Genomic DNA, 15,818 nt, shown 5'->3' on the forward strand with positions numbered 1-15,818 from the left:
GAGGGCCGCTTCGACGACCTGGTGAGCCTCCTCGACCCGTACGTGGTGCTGCGCGGCGACGCCGCCGCCGTGCGGATGGGCGGCACCGGCGAGCTCCGCGGCTCGTCCCCGGTGGCCGACTTCTTCAACGGCCGCGCCCAGGGCGCGGTGCCCGCGTTCGTCGACGGGATGCCGGGGGCCGTGGTGGTCGTGGACGGCCGGATCCGGCTGGCGCTCAGCTTCACCGTCACCGACCGGATCATCGGGATCGAGGTGGTGGCCGAACCCGACCAGCTCGGGCCCTCGACCTGGTGGTCGACGACGGGGTGGCGGGAGCGGGCCGGTGAGTCGGGCGACCGAGGAGTCCAACCGCGCGATGCTGCGTGCCCGGGACGCCATGGACCGGGCGTACGCCGAGCCGCTGGACATTCCCGCGCTGGCCCGGATCGCGCACGTCTCCGAGGCGCACTTCATCCGCACCTTCCGCGCCACCTTCGGCGAGACCCCGCACCGCTACCTGCAACGCCGGCGCGTCGAGCGGGCCATGTACCTGCTGGTGCGGACCGACCAGCCGGTCACCGAGATCTGCCACGCGGTCGGCTTCGGCAGCCTGGGCACCTTCAGCCGTACCTTCCGGGACATCGTCGGCGAGCCGCCCTCGGCGTACCGGACGCGGAGGACGGTGCCCGCGGCGGTGCCGAACTGCTTCATCAAGGCGTGGATGCGCCCGAGCATCCCCACCTGACCAGCCAATCCATCAGTTTTGGATAAGCAGGGGACCGGCGGTCTGGCCTAGCGTGTTCGGCATGACGATGAACTCGATTTCCCGCTCCCAGATCTACGTTCTCGACCAGGACGAGGCCCTCGACTTCTATGTCGGCAAGCTCGGCATGGAGGTCAACACCGACGCGGACCTCGGCTTCATGCGCTGGCTCACGGTCAACCTGCCGGGCGAGCCGGACCGCGAGATCCTGCTGGAGAAGCCCGGGCCGCCGGCCCTCGACCCGGCCACCGCCGAGCAGGTCCGCGAGCTGCTCACCAAGGGAGCGCTCGGCGGTCACCTCTTCATGACCACGGACGACGCCCACAAGACGTACGAGGACCTGGTGGCGAAGGGCGTGGACGTCTACGACGAGCCGACCGAGCAGCCGTACGGCATCGACTTCGGCATCCGGGACCCGTTCGGCAACAAGATCCGCATCGGCCAGATGTTCCCGCGGGCCTGAGGGGAGCGGGCCGGTGACCGAGGCGATCGAACGGTCCGTGGACCGGGTGACCGGGGAGCGGGCCCTGCTTGCGGGCGGCGTCCTGGCCGGTCCGCTCTGGGTGGCGGTCGCGCTGGTCCAGGCGCTGACCCGGGAGGGCTTCGACCCACGCCGACACCCGGTGAGCGTGCTCAGCACCGGCGACCTGGGCTGGGTGCAGATCAGCAACTTCGTGGTGGCCGGCCTGCTCTGCGTCGGGGCGGCCCTGGCCCTGCGGCGGATCCCGCACCCCGGCCTCGGTCCGGTCACCGGACCCTGGTTGATCGGCCAGTACGGCGTCGGGCTGGTGCTGGCCGGGGTCTTCGTGGCTGATCCGCTGGACGGCTTCCCGGCCGGTACGCCGCGCGGTCCGGGCGAGGTGAGCTGGCACGGTGCGGCCCACTTCGGCGCCGGGGCGGTCGCCTTCACGGCGCTCATCGCGGCCTGCCTGGTCGCCGCGCGCCGTTTCGCCCGGCGCGGTGAGCGCGGCTGGGCGGTGTACAGCGGCGTGACCGGAGGCTTCTTCACGGCGGCCTGGCTGGCGCTGATGGCCGGCGGGCACCCGGTGGCGATGGTGGTCTTCGCGGTGGCGGTGGTGGCCGGCTGGGGCTGGGTGTCGGCCACGCTGCGGCGGGCGCTGCGGGAGGCGGCCGGCTGAGCTAGGACGCCCCGCCTGATTCACGGAAAGAGTGGTCATCCGAGCCGGGATGACCACTCTTTCGTGCGTGTGGGCGATCCTGGCAGGCCGCGGGGCCGTGGCGTCAGTCGAGGAGGCCGGTGAGCAGCTCGACCACGGCGGCGGTGGCGGCGGGCGGGGTGACCTCCGGCGGGCAGTCCACGTAGCCGGTGGTCACCGGGCCCACGGTGAGCCGGTAGGTGAAGGCGTCCGCGCACATGGTCGTCCTGGTGGCGGTGGCCTCGGCGACCAGGCGCGGGTCGGCGGTGAGCTGCCGCAGCCGGTCGAGTTCCGCGGGGCTGAGCTGGCCGGTGCGGGCGGCCCCGGCCCGGTTGACCCTGGTCCAGTGGCCGTCGGGCGTCACGGTCAGCGTGTCCTCCAGCCCGACGATCCCGCCGGTCCTGGTCAGCACCACGTCGACGCCCGGGCGGCCCGGCGAGCCGGCGTCGGTGGCCGTCGCGGACGGGGTGGCCGGAGTGGCGCCGGCCTGCGGGGCGGTCGGCCCGCCGGTCCGGGTGGCGGTGGTCCCGCCGGTCTCCGTGGCGGTGGTCCCACCGGTCTGCGCGCAGCCGGTGAGCGGGGCGAGAAGCACGGCGAGGATGACCGCCGCGACGGGGGCTGTTCTCATGCCGCTCGGACGCACGGCGGGGCCCTCCGGTTCCGCCAACCTGGGCCACCTCATCCGAACGGCCAATGTTGCCGGCAGGAAAGCGCTCGCCCTCTTCCATCTTCTTCGATGTATCACTATATCTACATCAGTGACTACCCCCGTCACAACTTTCTCCTGTCAGGAGGGCCCGTGAAAAGACCCCTTGCCGCCGTCAGTGCCGCGCTGCTTGCCAGTGGCGTGCTGACCTGCGTCACCACCTCGGCGTATGCGGCAACTCCAAGTGCCACCGCCTCCGAGTCCTCTGCCGCAGCTCGTGCCGAGAGCCTGCTCCGCGCCAACCCCGGTGCCGTCCAGGGTGCCAGCGGGGAGGCCTACCAGGCCGTCCGGACGAAGACGGACGCGAACGGTGCATCGCACACCAAGTACACCCGGACCTACCACGGCCTGCGCGTCTACGGCGGTGACTTCGTCATCCACACCGCCCCGAACGGCACCATGACCGGCGCCTCGGTCGGCCTGGACGCGCCGCTCACCCTGAGCACCACGGCCAAGGTCGGTTCGGCCGCGGCCGCGGCGAGCGCGCGCAAGACCTTCTCCGGCACGCTCACCTCGGTGGGCGCCCCGGAACTCTTCGTCGACGCCAGCTCCGGCAAGGGCCGCCTGGCCTGGGAGACCGTCGCCGCCGGCTGGAAGGCGGACAAGCAGACGCCGTCCAAGCTGCACGTCATCACCGACGCCACGACGGGCAAGGTGATCGGCTCGTACGACGAGATCGAGACGGTCAACGGCACCGGCAACAGCATCTACTCCGGCACGGTCACCATCGACACGACGCTCTCCGGCAGCACCTACCAGATGGTCGACCCGTCGCACGGCAACGGCCGCACCTGCGACATGAACAACGGCACGTCGACCTGCACGACATTCACCAACTCGACCAACACCTGGGGCAACGGCGCCAACTCCAACCGGCAGTCGGCGGCCGTCGACGCCCACTTCGGCGCGGCGAAGACGTTCGACTACTTCAAGAACCTGCACGGCCGCAACGGCATCTTCGGCAACGGCGCCGGCGTGCCGAGCCGGGTGCACTACGGCAGCAACTACGTCAACGCCTTCTGGGACGGCTCCCAAATGACCTACGGCGACGGGTCGAGCAACGCCCGTCCGCTGGTCTCGCTCGACGTGGCCGGGCACGAGATGAGCCACGGCGTCACCGAGGCGGTCGCGGGTCTGGTCTACTCCGGTGAGTCCGGCGGTCTCAACGAGGCCACCAGCGACATCTTCGGCACGATGGTCGAGTTCTACGCCAACGCGCCGAGCGACCCGGGCGACTACGACATCGGCGAGAAGATCAACATCAACGGCAACGGCACGCCGCTGCGCTACATGTACAACCCCGGCCTCGACGGCGGCTCGCACACCTGCTGGTCGACCAGCACCAAGAACGTCGACGTGCACTACTCGTCCGGCCCCGGCAACCACTTCTACTTCAACCTGGCCGAAGGCACCGGCTCCACCGCGTACGGCACCTCGCCGCTCTGCGGCTCCGCCCCGGCGATGACCGGCATCGGCCGGGCCAAGGCGGAGAAGATCTGGTACCGCGCGCTCGACGTGTACTTCACCTCCAACACGACGTACGTCAACACCAGCAACCCGGCGAACACCGCCCGGGCGTACACGCTGCGGGCGGCGACCGACCTGTACGGCAACTGCTCCACGGAGTACAAGGCCGTCCAGGCGGCGTGGACCGCGGTGAACGTGGCCGGCAACGACGCCCCCTGCTCCTCGGGTAACGACTTCTCGGTGACGCTCTCGCCGACCGCCGGCTCGGTCAACCCGGGCAGCGCCGCGTCCACCACGGTGTCCACCGCGACCACCAGCGGCACCGCGCAGACCGTGACGTTCTCCGCGTCCGGCCTGCCGACCGGCGCCAGCGCGTCGTTCAACCCGTCCTCGGTGACCTCGGGCGGCTCGTCCACCCTCACCATCAGCACCTCGGCGAGCACCCCGCCCGGCACCTACTCGGTCACCGTCACCGGCGCCGGCACCTCGGTGAACCACTCGGCGACCTACATGCTGACCGTGAACGGCACCGGTGGCTGCACGGGTGCCGGGCAGAAGCTGGGTAACCCGGGCTTCGAGACCGGGACCAGCCCGTGGACAGGCAACACCACCGCGATCGGTTCGTTCGCCGGCCAGACCGCGCACGGTGGCACCCGGTTCGCCTGGCTGAACGGTTACGGCTACAGCAGCAGTGAGAACGTCGCGCAGGCGGTCGCCCTGCCGACCGGCTGCACGTCGTACAACTTCAGCTTCTGGCTGCACATCGACTCGGCCGAGACGACCACCAGCATCGCATACGACACGCTCAAGGTGCAGGTGCTCAACTCGTCGGGGACGGTGCTGGCGACCCTGGCCACCTACTCGAACCTGAACAAGGCCACCGGGTACAGCCAGAAGTCGTTCTCCCTGGCCGCGTACGCCGGCCAGACCGTCACGCTGAAGTTCCTCGGCACCGAGGACGTCTCGCTGCAGACGTCCTTCGTGATCGACGACACCGCGGTCAACGTCTCCTGACCTGACCGAACCGTCGGCGGGCCCGGCGGCCACCCCAGGCGGGTGGTCGCCGGGCCCGCGCCGTTATGGTCAGCCGAATCGGCGGCGGAGGGGGAGACATGTCGGACGCGGAGCTGACCGTCACGGTGACCGGGCCGGTGGCAACCGTGGTGATCCGGAACCCGACCCGCCGCAACGCGATGACCCCCGGGATGTGGCGGCAGCTCCCCGTGCTGCTCGACGGCCTCGAGGCGGATCCGGCATTGCGCGCGCTGGTGCTGACCGGCGCCGACGGCACCTTCTGCGCCGGTGCGGACCTCGGCGACCTGGACGAACTGCTGGAGGCCGGGGACGGCAGCATCGCGGTGGCCGCCGAGGAGCGGCTGGCCGCCTTCGGCAAGCCGACCGTGGCCGCCGTCGAAGGGGCCTGCGTCGGTGGCGGCTGCCAACTGGCCGTCGCCTGCGACCTGCGGCTCGCCGCGGCGGACGCCCGGTTCGGCGTACCCCCGGCGCGGCTGGGGCTGGTCTATCCCGCGCCGACCACCCGGCGGCTGGCCCGGCTGGTCGGCCCGTCCGCCGCCAAGCACCTGCTCTTCACCAGCGAGCTGGTCGACGCCGAGCGGGCGCTGCGCATCGGCCTGGTCGACGAGGTGCTGCCGGCCGGCGCGCTGGCCGCCCGAGTGGCGGCGGTCACCGGGGCCATCGCCGAGCGTTCCCAGCTCACCGTCGCGGCGGCCAAGGAGATCATCGACGGGCGCGCCGACGACGCCCGGATCACCTGGTGGCACGGCCAGGTCCGGGCCAGCGGCGAGGCTCGCGAGGGGGTGGCGGCGGTCAACGAACGCCGACCGCCGCGCTTCGGCTGGGCGCCACCCGGCCGTCCCTGACGGTCGTGTGACGGCCCAGGGCCGCACCGCCCGCGCTGGCGGCCACGGCGGTCGGCAGCTCGGCGACGACGATGCCGGACGCCCGGCTCACGCCGCCACCTCGCTCATGCCGGGGAATCGGCGCGTCGTCGACCCTGACGAGGAGTACGGCGGTGCCCCCCGACATCGTGCTCCACCGGCTGGCCCGACAACTCGACTGAGAACGGATGCAACCTTCCCGCCGCGTCGCTGGTCCGTTGGGAGAACCCGTCGGAAGGGGAGCGGATGGACGGCGTGACGGCGGTGCACGAGGCGTACCAGGCGCACTATCGCCGGTTGGTGGGGCAGCTGTGCGCGCTGACCGGCAGCCTGCCCGAGGCCCAGGACGTGGTGCACGAGGCCTATGCCCGGGCGCTGGCCCGACCGGCCCGTTTCCTCGCCGTGGACGATCCGGAGACCTGGTTGCGCACCGTGGCGATGAACCTGGCCCGGACTCGGTACCGGCGGCGTTGGCTGTTCGACCGGCTGCTGCGCAGCGGGCGGATCGACCCGGCCCCGCAGGTGCCCGGCCTCTCCCCCGACCGGGTGGCCCTGGTCGCGGCGCTGCGGCGGCTGGCCCGACCGACCCGCGAGGCAATGGTCCTGCACTACCTGGCCGACCTGCCGGTGGTGGAGGTCGCCGAGGCGCTCGGCGTGCCGGTGGGCACCGTCAAGGCCCGGCTCTCCCGCGGGCGGGCCGCGCTCGTCCGCCATTTGACCGAGGATCCCGTCGCTGAGAGGAAGGTGCGCCATGCCTGAGCCGGATTTCCACGGACTGCGCGACGAACTGGACTGGATTGCGCGGCAAGCTGACTTCAGCACCGTCACCCGGCGTGCCGGGCGGCTGCGTACCCGCGCCCGGGCGATGGCGGCCAGCACAATGCTGGTGGCAGTCGTCGCGCTCGCGTTCGCCGCGGTCACCGTACTGCCGTCACTGGCATCCCTGCGGCCCCCGGCCGGCCTCGGGGCCGGCGGGCGGATCGAGGTGGTCTGGGCCGGTGCCGGCGACCGGGACCACCTGTACGCCGTGCTGGCCGACTGCGCGGACTGTGAACAACGCCTGGTCGGCTCGGACGACGGCGGGCGAACCTGGCAGAAGCGCTCGGAGTTTCCGCTGCACGCAAGCGCCCAGCCGGTGACGCCCACCGTGCTCGGCCCGGCCTTCCTGGTGCTGGACCTGCCGTTGACCGAGCCGGGCAAGGGAAGCGGACCGACCATCCGTCGAATCAGCGTGGACGGCGGTGCGACCTGGCGGGATGCCGGCGGATCGGGGCCTGCGCGCGAGGCGGCCGTGCCGGGCACCCGGGTCTGGGGTTGCCTGGTGTACGTCCCGCAGGGCTGCGAGATCGTGGTGCCCGATCCGGCGGCCGGGTCGCTGGCGCCGCTGATGTCGCAGCCGCCGCTGGCGGGCGCCATTCCGGTGGTCGCGCCGCCGTCCGCCGGTTACTGGATGCGCGGCTGCGATCCCGCGACCCGGCGACCCGCCGTGGCGGTGAGCCGCACCGGCGGGCGGAGCTGGGAGACTCACGTCTTCAACCGGGAGCCGGTGGCCGACCAGTGTGTCTTCGATGTCGCCACCACGGATGGTCGTACCGTCTTTGTGACCTTTCTTGACCGCGAGTCGGGCAGCCCTCGGGTCTACCGGAGCAGCAGCGGCATAACGGGTTGGCGGGCCGAGGACAGGCCCCGGCTGCCGGACGGCTGGACGTTGCAGGGAGCCTCGCTGGTCGCCCTGGACGGCTCGCACGTCCTCTTCGCCGGGCGCGAGACCGACTTCGGGCTGTTGGTCAGCCCCGACGGCCGGATGTACACGCCGCTGGATGGGCCGGTGTCAGAGCCGCTGGCACCGCCGAGGGTCGTGGACGGGGGGCGCTACCTCTGGTACGACGCGAAGGGCGTGTACGTCTCCGACGACGGCCTCCGGTGGAGGACGGTGACACCGGACTGAGCCAGGGACGCCCGGTGGGACCGGCGGGCGCCGCGCCGGAGGCGTACCCCCGACGCGACCCCCTGTGCCCGCCGGCCGGTCGTCACCGCCCCGCGAGCGCCGCCCAGGTCGGCGTCACCGGCTCGCGCCGCAGTGGCATGCCCGCCTCGGCCGGCGTCCGGTCGCCCTTGCGCTGGTTGCACTCGTAGCAGGCGGCGGTGGTGTTCTTCCAGGTGTTCCGGCCACCGCGCGAACGGGGCAGGATGTGGTCGATCGTGCTGGCCGGGGCGTCGCAGTACGCGCAGCGCCGGCCGTCGCGGCGCAGCACCCCGCCCCGCGACCAGGCCGGCCCGGCGCTGAATCGCCAGCGGGTGACCACGTACCGGACCAGGCGGACCACCCGGGGGACCGGGAAGATCCCGATCACCTGGTCCGGCTCGGCCTCGTGGATCTCGGCGACCCGACGGCAGAGCATCCGGATCGCGTGCTGGACGGTGACCCGGTGCAGCGGGCCGAGGTCGGCGTTGACAACGAGGACGGCGTCCACCGGGCTCTCCCTTCACGATCGGTGGCGGGCAGCAAAAAGCCGCCCGGTCCTGGCGACGGGGCGGCTGTGGCGCGTACGGGCGCACGCGTCAGTCGGGCCACCCCGGGCGGGGACCTTCGGCTCGGCAACCGACGTTGAGCAGCCACGACGGCACGGTGGTGCGGTGTGGCAGCGACATCGACGGCTCCCGGAGCGGTGGTTGACCTTGCGCGTTCACGGTAGATCGGGGCCGGAAAGGCGGGCAACGCATTTCGATCCCTGGCGGGCCAGCGGCCCGGCCCTCCCTCAGATCAGACAGCGGCGCTCACGATCCGACGGGGGCCAGACGTACTCCAGGTCGGGCGGGACGTCGGCGAACTGGGGGCCGTAGTGCCGGGTCCTTGCGCAGGACGCCATGCGTTCACGATCATGGGGCTGCGCGCACCGCGATCGGGTGACTACGATCCGGGCATGGCCGACCCCCTGCGCGACCGCGCACGCCGCGCCGGCAGGCGGCTCCGGATGAACGGCGAGGTCCGTCCGCACTATGTGGTCTGCGGTTCCGACCCGCTGGCGTACTGGGTGGTCCGGTCGTTGCTCGCCACCGACTCGCCCACCGGGCAGATCCGGGTCACGCTGATCGTGCCCGAGCGCCGCCGCTCCGAGGGGCCCGACGGCCGGGACATCGAGGGCGTCCAGGTGGTCCTGGCCGACCGGCTCGACGAGGCCGCCTTCCGCCGGGCCGGGCTGGCCGGCGCGGACGGGCTGGCCCTGCTGCATCAGGACGACGTGGGCAACATGCACGCCGCGCTCTGCGCCCGGGAGGTCGAGCCCCGGCTCCGCCTGGTGGTACGCATGTTCAACACCAGCCTCGCCAACGGCCTGCGGCAGCTCTTCCCCGACTCGGCGCTGCTCTCCGACGCCTCGATGGCCGCCCCGGCGTTCGTCGCGGCCGCGCTCGGCGAGCTGGCCCCCACCCATTTCCGGCACGCCGGACGCACCCTCTACGTGGCCCGCCGCGCCGACGTACGCCCGCAGGACGTGCTCACCGGGCTGGCCGTCACCACCGACCCCGAGCTGATCCGGGTGCTGCCCGCCGACGAGGCGGCGGCCGACGTGGTGCTGGCCGAGGCGACCGGGCAGCCGGCCGGTGCCGAGCTGGCCGCCCGCCGGCTGGTCCGGGCCCGGCGGCGCCGGCAACCCGCCGTGGTGCTGCTCCGCGCGGTCCGCAGCTTCGCCACCCGCAAGATCGGCGTGGCGGTGCTGGTGCTGCTCGCGATGATCGCCGTCCTCGGCTGGCTGAACTCCGGCGCCGCGCACGTGAACTGGTCCGACGCCCTCTACCTCACCCTGGTCACCTCGTTGAGCGGGCAGGACCCGGACCTCGACAAGAGCGTCGCCGCCCAGATCATGCAGGTGGTGCTCACCCTGGCCGGGCTGGCGCTGATCCCGCTCATCACGGCCGCCGTGGTCGACGGCATCGTCAACGCCCGGCTCGCCCTGCACAACGGCCGGATCCAACCCGACCGTACGGGCCATGTGGTGGTGGTCGGGCTGGGCAACATCGGCACCCGGGTGATGGCCCAACTGCACGACTTCGGGGTCGAGGTGGTCGCCATCGACCGCAACCCGGACGCCCGGGGCGCGGCGCTCGCGCACCGGCTCGGGGTGCCGCTGATCGTCGGGGACGCCGGCGAGGAGGAGACGCTGCGGGCCGCCTCGGTGGCGACCTGCCAGGCGCTGGTGGTGGTCTCCACCGACGACGGCGCCAACCTGCGCGCCGCGCTGAATGCCCGCAGCCTCGACCCCGATCTGCGGGTGGTGCTGCGCCTCTTCGACGGCGACTTCGCCGAGCGGATCCAGCAGGCGTTCGGCATCGGCATCTCCCGCAGCGTGTCGTACCTGGCCGCGCCCGCGTTCGCGGCGGCGCTGCTGGACCGCGCGGTGATCGCCACCATCCCGGTCGACCGGCACGCGCTGCTGGTCACCGACGTGCCGGTCATGGCGGGTTCGTCGCTGGACGGCCGCCCCCTCGCCGCGGTGGCCCGCCCCGGCGAGGTGCGGCTGCTCGCGTACACCCGCGCCGGGCAGCGCACCGAGTGGTCCGCCGACCCGCGGATGGTGATCAACGCGGGGGACCGGTTGACCGTGGTGGCCCGGCGCGCCGGGCTGAGCGCCCTGCTCCGGGAGACCACTCCGCTCCCGCCCGAGCCGCCGGGCACCCCCGTGCCGCGCCAGCCGGACGAGTGACCGGCTACGAGGCCGAGATGAACGGGCGGTCCCACCGCCGCAGCGCCCCGGGTAACGGCAGGCCGTCCCAGGGCACCCGGTGCAGCAGCCGGTCCAGCAGCAGGCCGAGCAGCAGCCCGGCGACCGAGTCGGTCAGCCAGTGCCAGCCGAGGTACGTGGTCGTGCAGAGCACGATGAGCGGCGGCAGCAGCCGGACCACGGTGACCAGCCGGGGCGGGACGGTTCGGCCGAAGGTGCGCAGCAGCGGCGCCAGGAGCAGGGCGAGCACGCCGTACCAGACGATCGCGTTGGCCACGTGCCCCGACGGGTACGACTGGGCGAAGCGCACCGGCAGGTCGTGCTGGAACAGCGGCAACGTCTGGTCCGGCGGCAGGAACGGCTCCTTGACGCTGGCGCTGGGCGCCGGCCGCGCGGTCCACACCTTCAACGGCCCGATGGTCAGGTAGGTCAGCACGAACCCGGCGACCGGTGGCAGCACCGGGCGGACCGAGCGGAGCCGGATCGCCACCAGCACCCCCAGCCCGGCCGCGAGCAGCGTCAGCGGAGTGCCCTGACCCAGCAGGTTGAGGAGCATGGCGGTCCATCGGGCGGCGGTGGGGCGGTGGTCCGCGGCCCAGTCGGCGACCGCCCGGTCCACCCCGAGGAGGTGGCCGGTGGCGAGTGTCACGGTCAGCGCCACCAGGGCGGCGAGCAGCAGTCCGTCCCACCACCAGCCAACCGGCCGGACGGGCCGGAGCCGCAGCTTCTCGCGTACTCCCGTGGTCTCCCGCACGCGACCACGCTACCGGCCGCTGCCCACGCCGCCCCGGCACGGGCGGGCGGCGCGGCTGTGGGCCGGCCCACGATGGGAAGCGCCGCACCGGGGGAAGCGTCACACTTGTCGCCGTGCGGATCACCTCGGCCCTCGTCGACCCGGCGCTGCTCGACCTCCCCTGGTCGACCCCGCTGGAGGAGTGGCCTGCCCAGCACCTGGTCGCGCTGCCGCAGGGCATCTCGCGGCACATCGTCCGCTTCGTCCGGCTCGGCGACTACGTCTACGCGGTGAAGGAGACCGGCGAGCGGGTCGCCGAGCGGGAGTACGACCTGCTCCGGGCCCTGGAGCGGATCGACTTCCCGTCGGTCGAGGCGGTCGCGATCGTGGCGGACCGGCAGGGCGACGACGGCCAGCCGCTGGACCCGGTGCTGATCACCCGGCACCTCCAGTTCTCCCTGCCGTACCGGGCGCTCTTCTCCCGGACGCTGCGGCCGGAGACCATGAACCGGCTGCTCGACGCGCTGGCGGTGCTGCTGGTCCGGATGCACCTGACCGGCTTCTTCTGGGGCGACTGCTCGCTGTCCAACACCCTGTTCCGCCGGGACGCCGGGGCGTTCGCCGCCTACATGGTGGACGCCGAGACCGGGGCGTTGCACCGCTCGCTCTCCAACGGGCAGCGCGGCGAGGACCTGGAGATCGCCCGGGTCAACATCTTCGGCGAGGCGCTGGACCTGCAGGCCGCCGGGCTGCTGCACGAGTCGATCGACCCGGAGGTGGTCTGCGAGGAGGTCGTGCAGCGGTACGAGCGGCTGTGGCACGAGATCACCTACGAGCAGCAGATCGAGCGGGACGCCCGGCACGACATCGAGGGGCGGATCCGCCGCCTCAACGAGCTGGGCTTCGACGTCGCCGAGGTGACCATGTCCACCGCCGACGACGGGCGGTACCTGGTCCGGCCGAAGGTGGTCGACGTCGGCTACCACACCCGGCGGCTGCTCCGCCTCACCGGCCTGGACGCCGAGGAGAACCAGGCCCGCAAGCTCCTCAACGATCTGGACGCCTACCGGGTGGAGAGTGACCTGACCGACGAGCAGCAGGCGGCCCACCGCTGGCTGACCGAGGTGTTCGAGCCGGTGGTTCGGGCGGTGCCGGCGCACCTGCGCAGCAAGCTGGAGCCGCAGGAGCTGTTCACCCAGATCATCGAGCACAAGTGGCTGCTGTCCGAGCGGGCCGGCCGGGACGTCGGCATGCGCCACGCGGTGCAGTCGTACCTGTCGGACGTGCTGGTGCACCGCCCGGACGAGCAGGCCGTGCTCGGCGTCGAGGTCCCCACCGCCGGCTGACGCCGCTTCGCCCCGCGCCGCGGCCCGCAGCGTCACTCCACCCAGGCGCCGCCGCGCATCACCCGGACCACGTTGAAGTCGTCGTCCAGCAGGACGAGGTCGGCCCGCAGCCCGGGCAGGAGCGCACCGATCTGGTCACCCAGGCCGATCGCCCGGGCCGGGGTGGTGGCGACCATCCGGCAGGCGTCCGGCACGGCGATGCCCGCCGCGACGGCGTGCCGCAGGGCGGCGTCCATGGTCAGGGTGCTGCCGGCGATCGCGCCGTCCCGGCTCAGCCGGGCCACCCCGCCGGACACGGTGACCGCCTGCCCGCCCAGCTCGTACTCGCCGTCGGGCATGCCGGCGGCGGCCATCGCGTCGGTGATCAGGGCAGCCCGCTCCGCGCCGGCCACCGAGGTGGCGAAGGCGAGCATGCCATCGTGCAGGTGCACCCCGTCGGCGACCAGCTCGCAGACCACGTTCGGCGCCTCGAGCAGGGCGATCACCGGTCCGGGTTCCCGGTGGTGCACCGGGCGCATCCCGTTGAACAGGTGGGTCCCGACGCTCGCGCCGGCTGCCACGGCGGCCCGGGTCTGCTCCCAGGTGGCGTCCGTGTGCCCGATCGCGGCCACCACGCCGCGTGAGGCGAGCAGCTTGATCGCCTCCAGCGCACCGTCCCGCTCCGGGGCCAGGGTGACCATCCGGACCGCGCCGCCGCCCAGCCCGATCAGCTCCGCCAGCTCGGCGGTGGACGGGTCGCGGAGGAACTCCGGGTTCTGCGCGCCGCAGCGGTCCGCCGACAGGTACGGCCCCTCGAAGTGGACGCCGGCCAGCACGCCGGACTCGACCAGCGGCCGGTACGCGGTGGTCGCCTCCCGCATCAACGAGAACGGGGAGCTGACCAGGCTGGCCAGCAGGGTGGTGGTGCCGTGCCGCAGGTGGAACGCGGCCGCCTCGCGGGCCGACTCGACGTCGCCGGTGGTGAAGGTGTGCCCGCCCCCGCCGTGGGTGTGCATGTCCACGAAGCCCGGCACGATCCAGTGCCCGTCGCGCACCGACGGGTACTCGGCGACGGCCCGGATCCGGTCACCCACGATCTCGACGCAGCCCTGCCGGGTCACGCCGGTCGGGGTCACCACCTTGCCGGTCAGGCGCAGGGTCATCGGCTCTCCTTCTCCACAGTCAGGGTCGGGCGTCCAGGGCGAGCAGGGCGGCGCCGAGGCAGCCGGCCTCGTCGCCGAGGGCGGCCGCGACCAGACGCGGCTCCCGGTGGAAGGTCAGCCGTTCGCGTAGCGCCCCGCGCAGCGGGTCGAGCAGTCGGGGCCCTGCCTGGGCCAACCCGCCGCCGATCACGACCGTCTCGACGTCGAAGAGCGCCTGGGCGGTGGCGAGCCCGTCGGCGAGTGCCTCGACCGCCTCCCGCCAGACCCGGCCGGCCAGCGGTTCACCGGCCGCCGCCCGGTCCGCCACCTCGGCCGCCGTGGTCGGGGCACCGGACAGCTCGGTGTACCGGCGGCCGATGGCCGAGGCCGATGCCACCGCCTCCAGGCAGCCCGGGCGGCCGCAGCCGCAGCGCGCGCCGTCGGGGCGTACCAGGATGTGGCCGATCTCCCCGGCGGCGCCGTGCGCGCCGACGGCGGCCGACCCGTCGACCACGTGGGCGGCGGCGATGCCGGTGCCGATCGCGACGAAGAGCACGTGGCCGCCGTCGCGGCCGGCGCCGAGGCGGGCCTCCGCCAGGCCGCCCGCCCGCACGTCGTGGCCGAGCGCCGTCGGCAGGTCGAGCCGGGCCTGCGCCAGCTCCCGCAGCGGTACGTCCCGGAAGCCCACGTTCGCCGACCAGACCGCGACCCCGCGGGCCTCCTCGACCACCCCCGGTACGGCGATTCCGCAGGCCACCGGGGTCAGTCCCGCGGCGCGGGCCTTGCCGGCCAGCCCCTCGGCGACGTCGAGGATCGTCCCGATCACCGCCTCGGGGCCGCGCGCCGCCTCGGTGGCGTGCCGTTCGGCGTGCACGGTCTGGCCGTCGGGGCGGACCAGGGCGCACTTCATCCCGGTGCCGCCCACGTCCAGCGCGACGACGACCTCGTCGCCTGACGTCACGCGAGCACCACGGAGCGGGTCAGGTGCCGGGGGGCGTCCGGGTCGAGGCCGCGGCTGGTGGCCAGCGCGACGGCGAAGCGCTGGGCGAGGATCAGGTCGGCCATCGGGTCGACCGGGGTACGCCCGGCCGCCCAGCTGGTCAGCACCGTGTGGCAGCCGTGGGTGCGGCTGTGCACGAAGGTGGCGCCGGTGGCCGCGACGTCTTCGGGCAGCCCGTCGGGGATCCCGCCGAACGCCCAGACCAGCCGGCCCGGGGCGGCGATGGAGATGGGGCCGTGCCGGTAGTCCATCGCCGGGTACGCCTCGGCCCAGAAGGTGGCCGCCTCGCGGCACTTCAGCGCGGCCTCCTGGGCCAGCCCGACCGTCCAGCCGCGCCCGAGGAAGGTGACCTGCTCGACCCGGGCCGGGTCGAGCGGCAGCGGGGCCCGGACGGCCACCTCGGCGTCGGCGGCCAGTCGGCCCAGGTCCTCGCCGAGGTGGGCGCGGAGCAGCGCGAGCGCGGTGGTGGCGAACCGGGTCTGCACGACCGAGCGCTCGTCGGCGAAGGGCATGGTCACCGCGGCGTCGGCCAACTCGACCGCCGGGGAGGCCGGGTCGCCGACCAGGACCGTGGTGGGAAGCTGGCCGCGCAGCGCGGCGAGCAGGTCCAGCACCTCGGTCGTGGTGCCGGAGCGGGTGATGGCGATGAGCCGGTCGTAGCGGCGGCCGGCGGGGAACTCGCTGGCCTGGAAGGCGTCCGTCTCGCCCTGGCCGGCGCGCTCGCGCAGCCCGGCGTACGCCGTCCCCATGAACCACGACGTGCCGCAACCGACGACGGCGACCCGCTCGCCGGGGCGCGGCAGGCGGTCGGCGACCGCCGGGACGAGCCGCGCCGCCTCCCGCCAGCAGTCGGGCTGGCTCGCGATCTCCGCGTGCACGTACGCCATGACAACTCCTCGCCAAGGGAGACCTTGCGCAATACGGCGC

Annotated in this window: 15 protein-coding genes; 9 read left to right on the forward strand and 6 right to left on the reverse strand. The window is 73.4% G+C overall.

Going from position 1 to position 15,818, the window contains the following annotated elements; all coding sequences use genetic code 11:
• Positions 1-355 precede the first annotated feature (355 nt).
• From ACFYM6_RS14140 to ACFYM6_RS14150, 3 genes are all read left to right on the forward strand, one after another.
• Positions 356-724: a helix-turn-helix domain-containing protein gene (locus ACFYM6_RS14140; RefSeq protein ID WP_387275577.1), complete on the forward strand. Its 369-nt coding sequence runs from the start codon at positions 356-358 to the stop codon at positions 722-724.
• A gap of 61 nt (positions 725-785) precedes the next feature.
• Positions 786-1,205 carry a VOC family protein gene (locus tag ACFYM6_RS14145; protein ID WP_073837834.1) on the forward strand — a complete coding sequence of 140 codons (420 nt, stop codon included), beginning with the start codon at positions 786-788 and terminating at the stop codon, positions 1,203-1,205.
• Positions 1,206-1,218: 13 nt separating this feature from the next.
• Positions 1,219-1,881, forward strand: coding sequence for a DUF998 domain-containing protein (locus ACFYM6_RS14150; protein WP_387275365.1), 663 nt, complete (start codon positions 1,219-1,221; stop codon positions 1,879-1,881).
• A gap of 103 nt (positions 1,882-1,984) precedes the next feature.
• Here the strand turns inward: ACFYM6_RS14150 and ACFYM6_RS14155 are convergent, their stop codons facing one another.
• A complete protein-coding gene (locus ACFYM6_RS14155) occupies positions 1,985-2,527 on the reverse strand; it encodes a hypothetical protein (RefSeq protein ID WP_387275367.1) in 543 nt (180 codons plus the stop codon).
• Between the two features lie 171 nt (positions 2,528-2,698).
• On the opposite strand from ACFYM6_RS14155, the gene ACFYM6_RS14160 reads away from it, so the two are divergent.
• The 4 genes from ACFYM6_RS14160 (at position 2,699) to ACFYM6_RS14175 (ending at position 7,918) form a co-directional block, all read left to right on the forward strand.
• Positions 2,699-5,086, forward strand: coding sequence for a M4 family metallopeptidase (locus ACFYM6_RS14160; protein WP_387275369.1), 2,388 nt, complete (start codon positions 2,699-2,701; stop codon positions 5,084-5,086).
• A 98-nt stretch (positions 5,087-5,184) separates the two neighbouring features.
• Positions 5,185-5,952 (forward strand): enoyl-CoA hydratase/isomerase family protein, encoded by a 768-nt coding sequence (locus tag ACFYM6_RS14165; protein WP_387275371.1) that lies wholly within the window; start codon positions 5,185-5,187, stop codon positions 5,950-5,952.
• A 264-nt stretch (positions 5,953-6,216) separates the two neighbouring features.
• The gene (locus tag ACFYM6_RS14170; protein ID WP_387275373.1) at positions 6,217-6,729 is read left to right on the forward strand and encodes a SigE family RNA polymerase sigma factor; all 513 of its coding nucleotides are present in this window, start codon (positions 6,217-6,219) and stop codon (positions 6,727-6,729) included.
• Positions 6,722-7,918, forward strand: a complete 1,197-nt coding sequence (locus ACFYM6_RS14175; RefSeq protein ID WP_387275375.1) for a hypothetical protein — start codon at positions 6,722-6,724, stop codon at positions 7,916-7,918. The genes ACFYM6_RS14170 and ACFYM6_RS14175 overlap by 8 nt, the downstream gene beginning before the upstream one ends.
• Positions 7,919-8,000: 82 nt before the next feature.
• On the opposite strand, the gene ACFYM6_RS14180 is transcribed toward ACFYM6_RS14175, so the two are convergent.
• On the reverse strand, positions 8,001-8,444 hold the full coding sequence (locus tag ACFYM6_RS14180) for an HNH endonuclease (RefSeq protein ID WP_387275377.1): 444 nt from the start codon (positions 8,442-8,444) through the stop codon (positions 8,001-8,003).
• A gap of 450 nt (positions 8,445-8,894) precedes the next feature.
• On the opposite strand from ACFYM6_RS14180, the gene ACFYM6_RS14185 reads away from it, so the two are divergent.
• A complete protein-coding gene (locus ACFYM6_RS14185; RefSeq protein WP_387275379.1) occupies positions 8,895-10,673 on the forward strand; it encodes an NAD-binding protein in 1,779 nt (592 codons plus the stop codon).
• 4 nt (positions 10,674-10,677) lie between these two features.
• Here the strand turns inward: ACFYM6_RS14185 and ACFYM6_RS14190 are convergent, their stop codons facing one another.
• Positions 10,678-11,415 (reverse strand): phosphatase PAP2 family protein, encoded by a 738-nt coding sequence (locus ACFYM6_RS14190; protein ID WP_387275579.1) that lies wholly within the window; start codon positions 11,413-11,415, stop codon positions 10,678-10,680.
• A gap of 143 nt (positions 11,416-11,558) precedes the next feature.
• Here ACFYM6_RS14190 and ACFYM6_RS14195 point away from each other — a divergent pair, with 143 nt between their 5' ends.
• A complete protein-coding gene (locus tag ACFYM6_RS14195; RefSeq protein ID WP_387275381.1) occupies positions 11,559-12,770 on the forward strand; it encodes a DUF4032 domain-containing protein in 1,212 nt (403 codons plus the stop codon).
• A gap of 32 nt (positions 12,771-12,802) precedes the next feature.
• Here the strand turns inward: ACFYM6_RS14195 and nagA are convergent, their stop codons facing one another.
• The 3 genes from nagA to ACFYM6_RS14210 are packed head-to-tail and all read right to left on the reverse strand — an operon-like array spanning position 12,803 to position 15,778.
• A complete protein-coding gene (gene nagA / locus ACFYM6_RS14200; protein ID WP_387275383.1) occupies positions 12,803-13,912 on the reverse strand; it encodes an N-acetylglucosamine-6-phosphate deacetylase in 1,110 nt (369 codons plus the stop codon).
• Between the two features lie 19 nt (positions 13,913-13,931).
• Positions 13,932-14,852, reverse strand: coding sequence for an ROK family protein (locus tag ACFYM6_RS14205; protein ID WP_387275385.1), 921 nt, complete (start codon positions 14,850-14,852; stop codon positions 13,932-13,934).
• The gene (locus tag ACFYM6_RS14210) at positions 14,849-15,778 is read right to left on the reverse strand and encodes an SIS domain-containing protein (RefSeq protein ID WP_387275387.1); all 930 of its coding nucleotides are present in this window, start codon (positions 15,776-15,778) and stop codon (positions 14,849-14,851) included. The genes ACFYM6_RS14205 and ACFYM6_RS14210 overlap by 4 nt, the downstream gene beginning before the upstream one ends.
• Positions 15,779-15,818: the final 40 nt, after the last annotated feature.

This window comes from Micromonospora sp. NPDC006431 (genome assembly GCF_042870725.1).
GTDB lineage: Bacteria > Actinomycetota > Actinomycetes > Mycobacteriales > Micromonosporaceae > Micromonospora.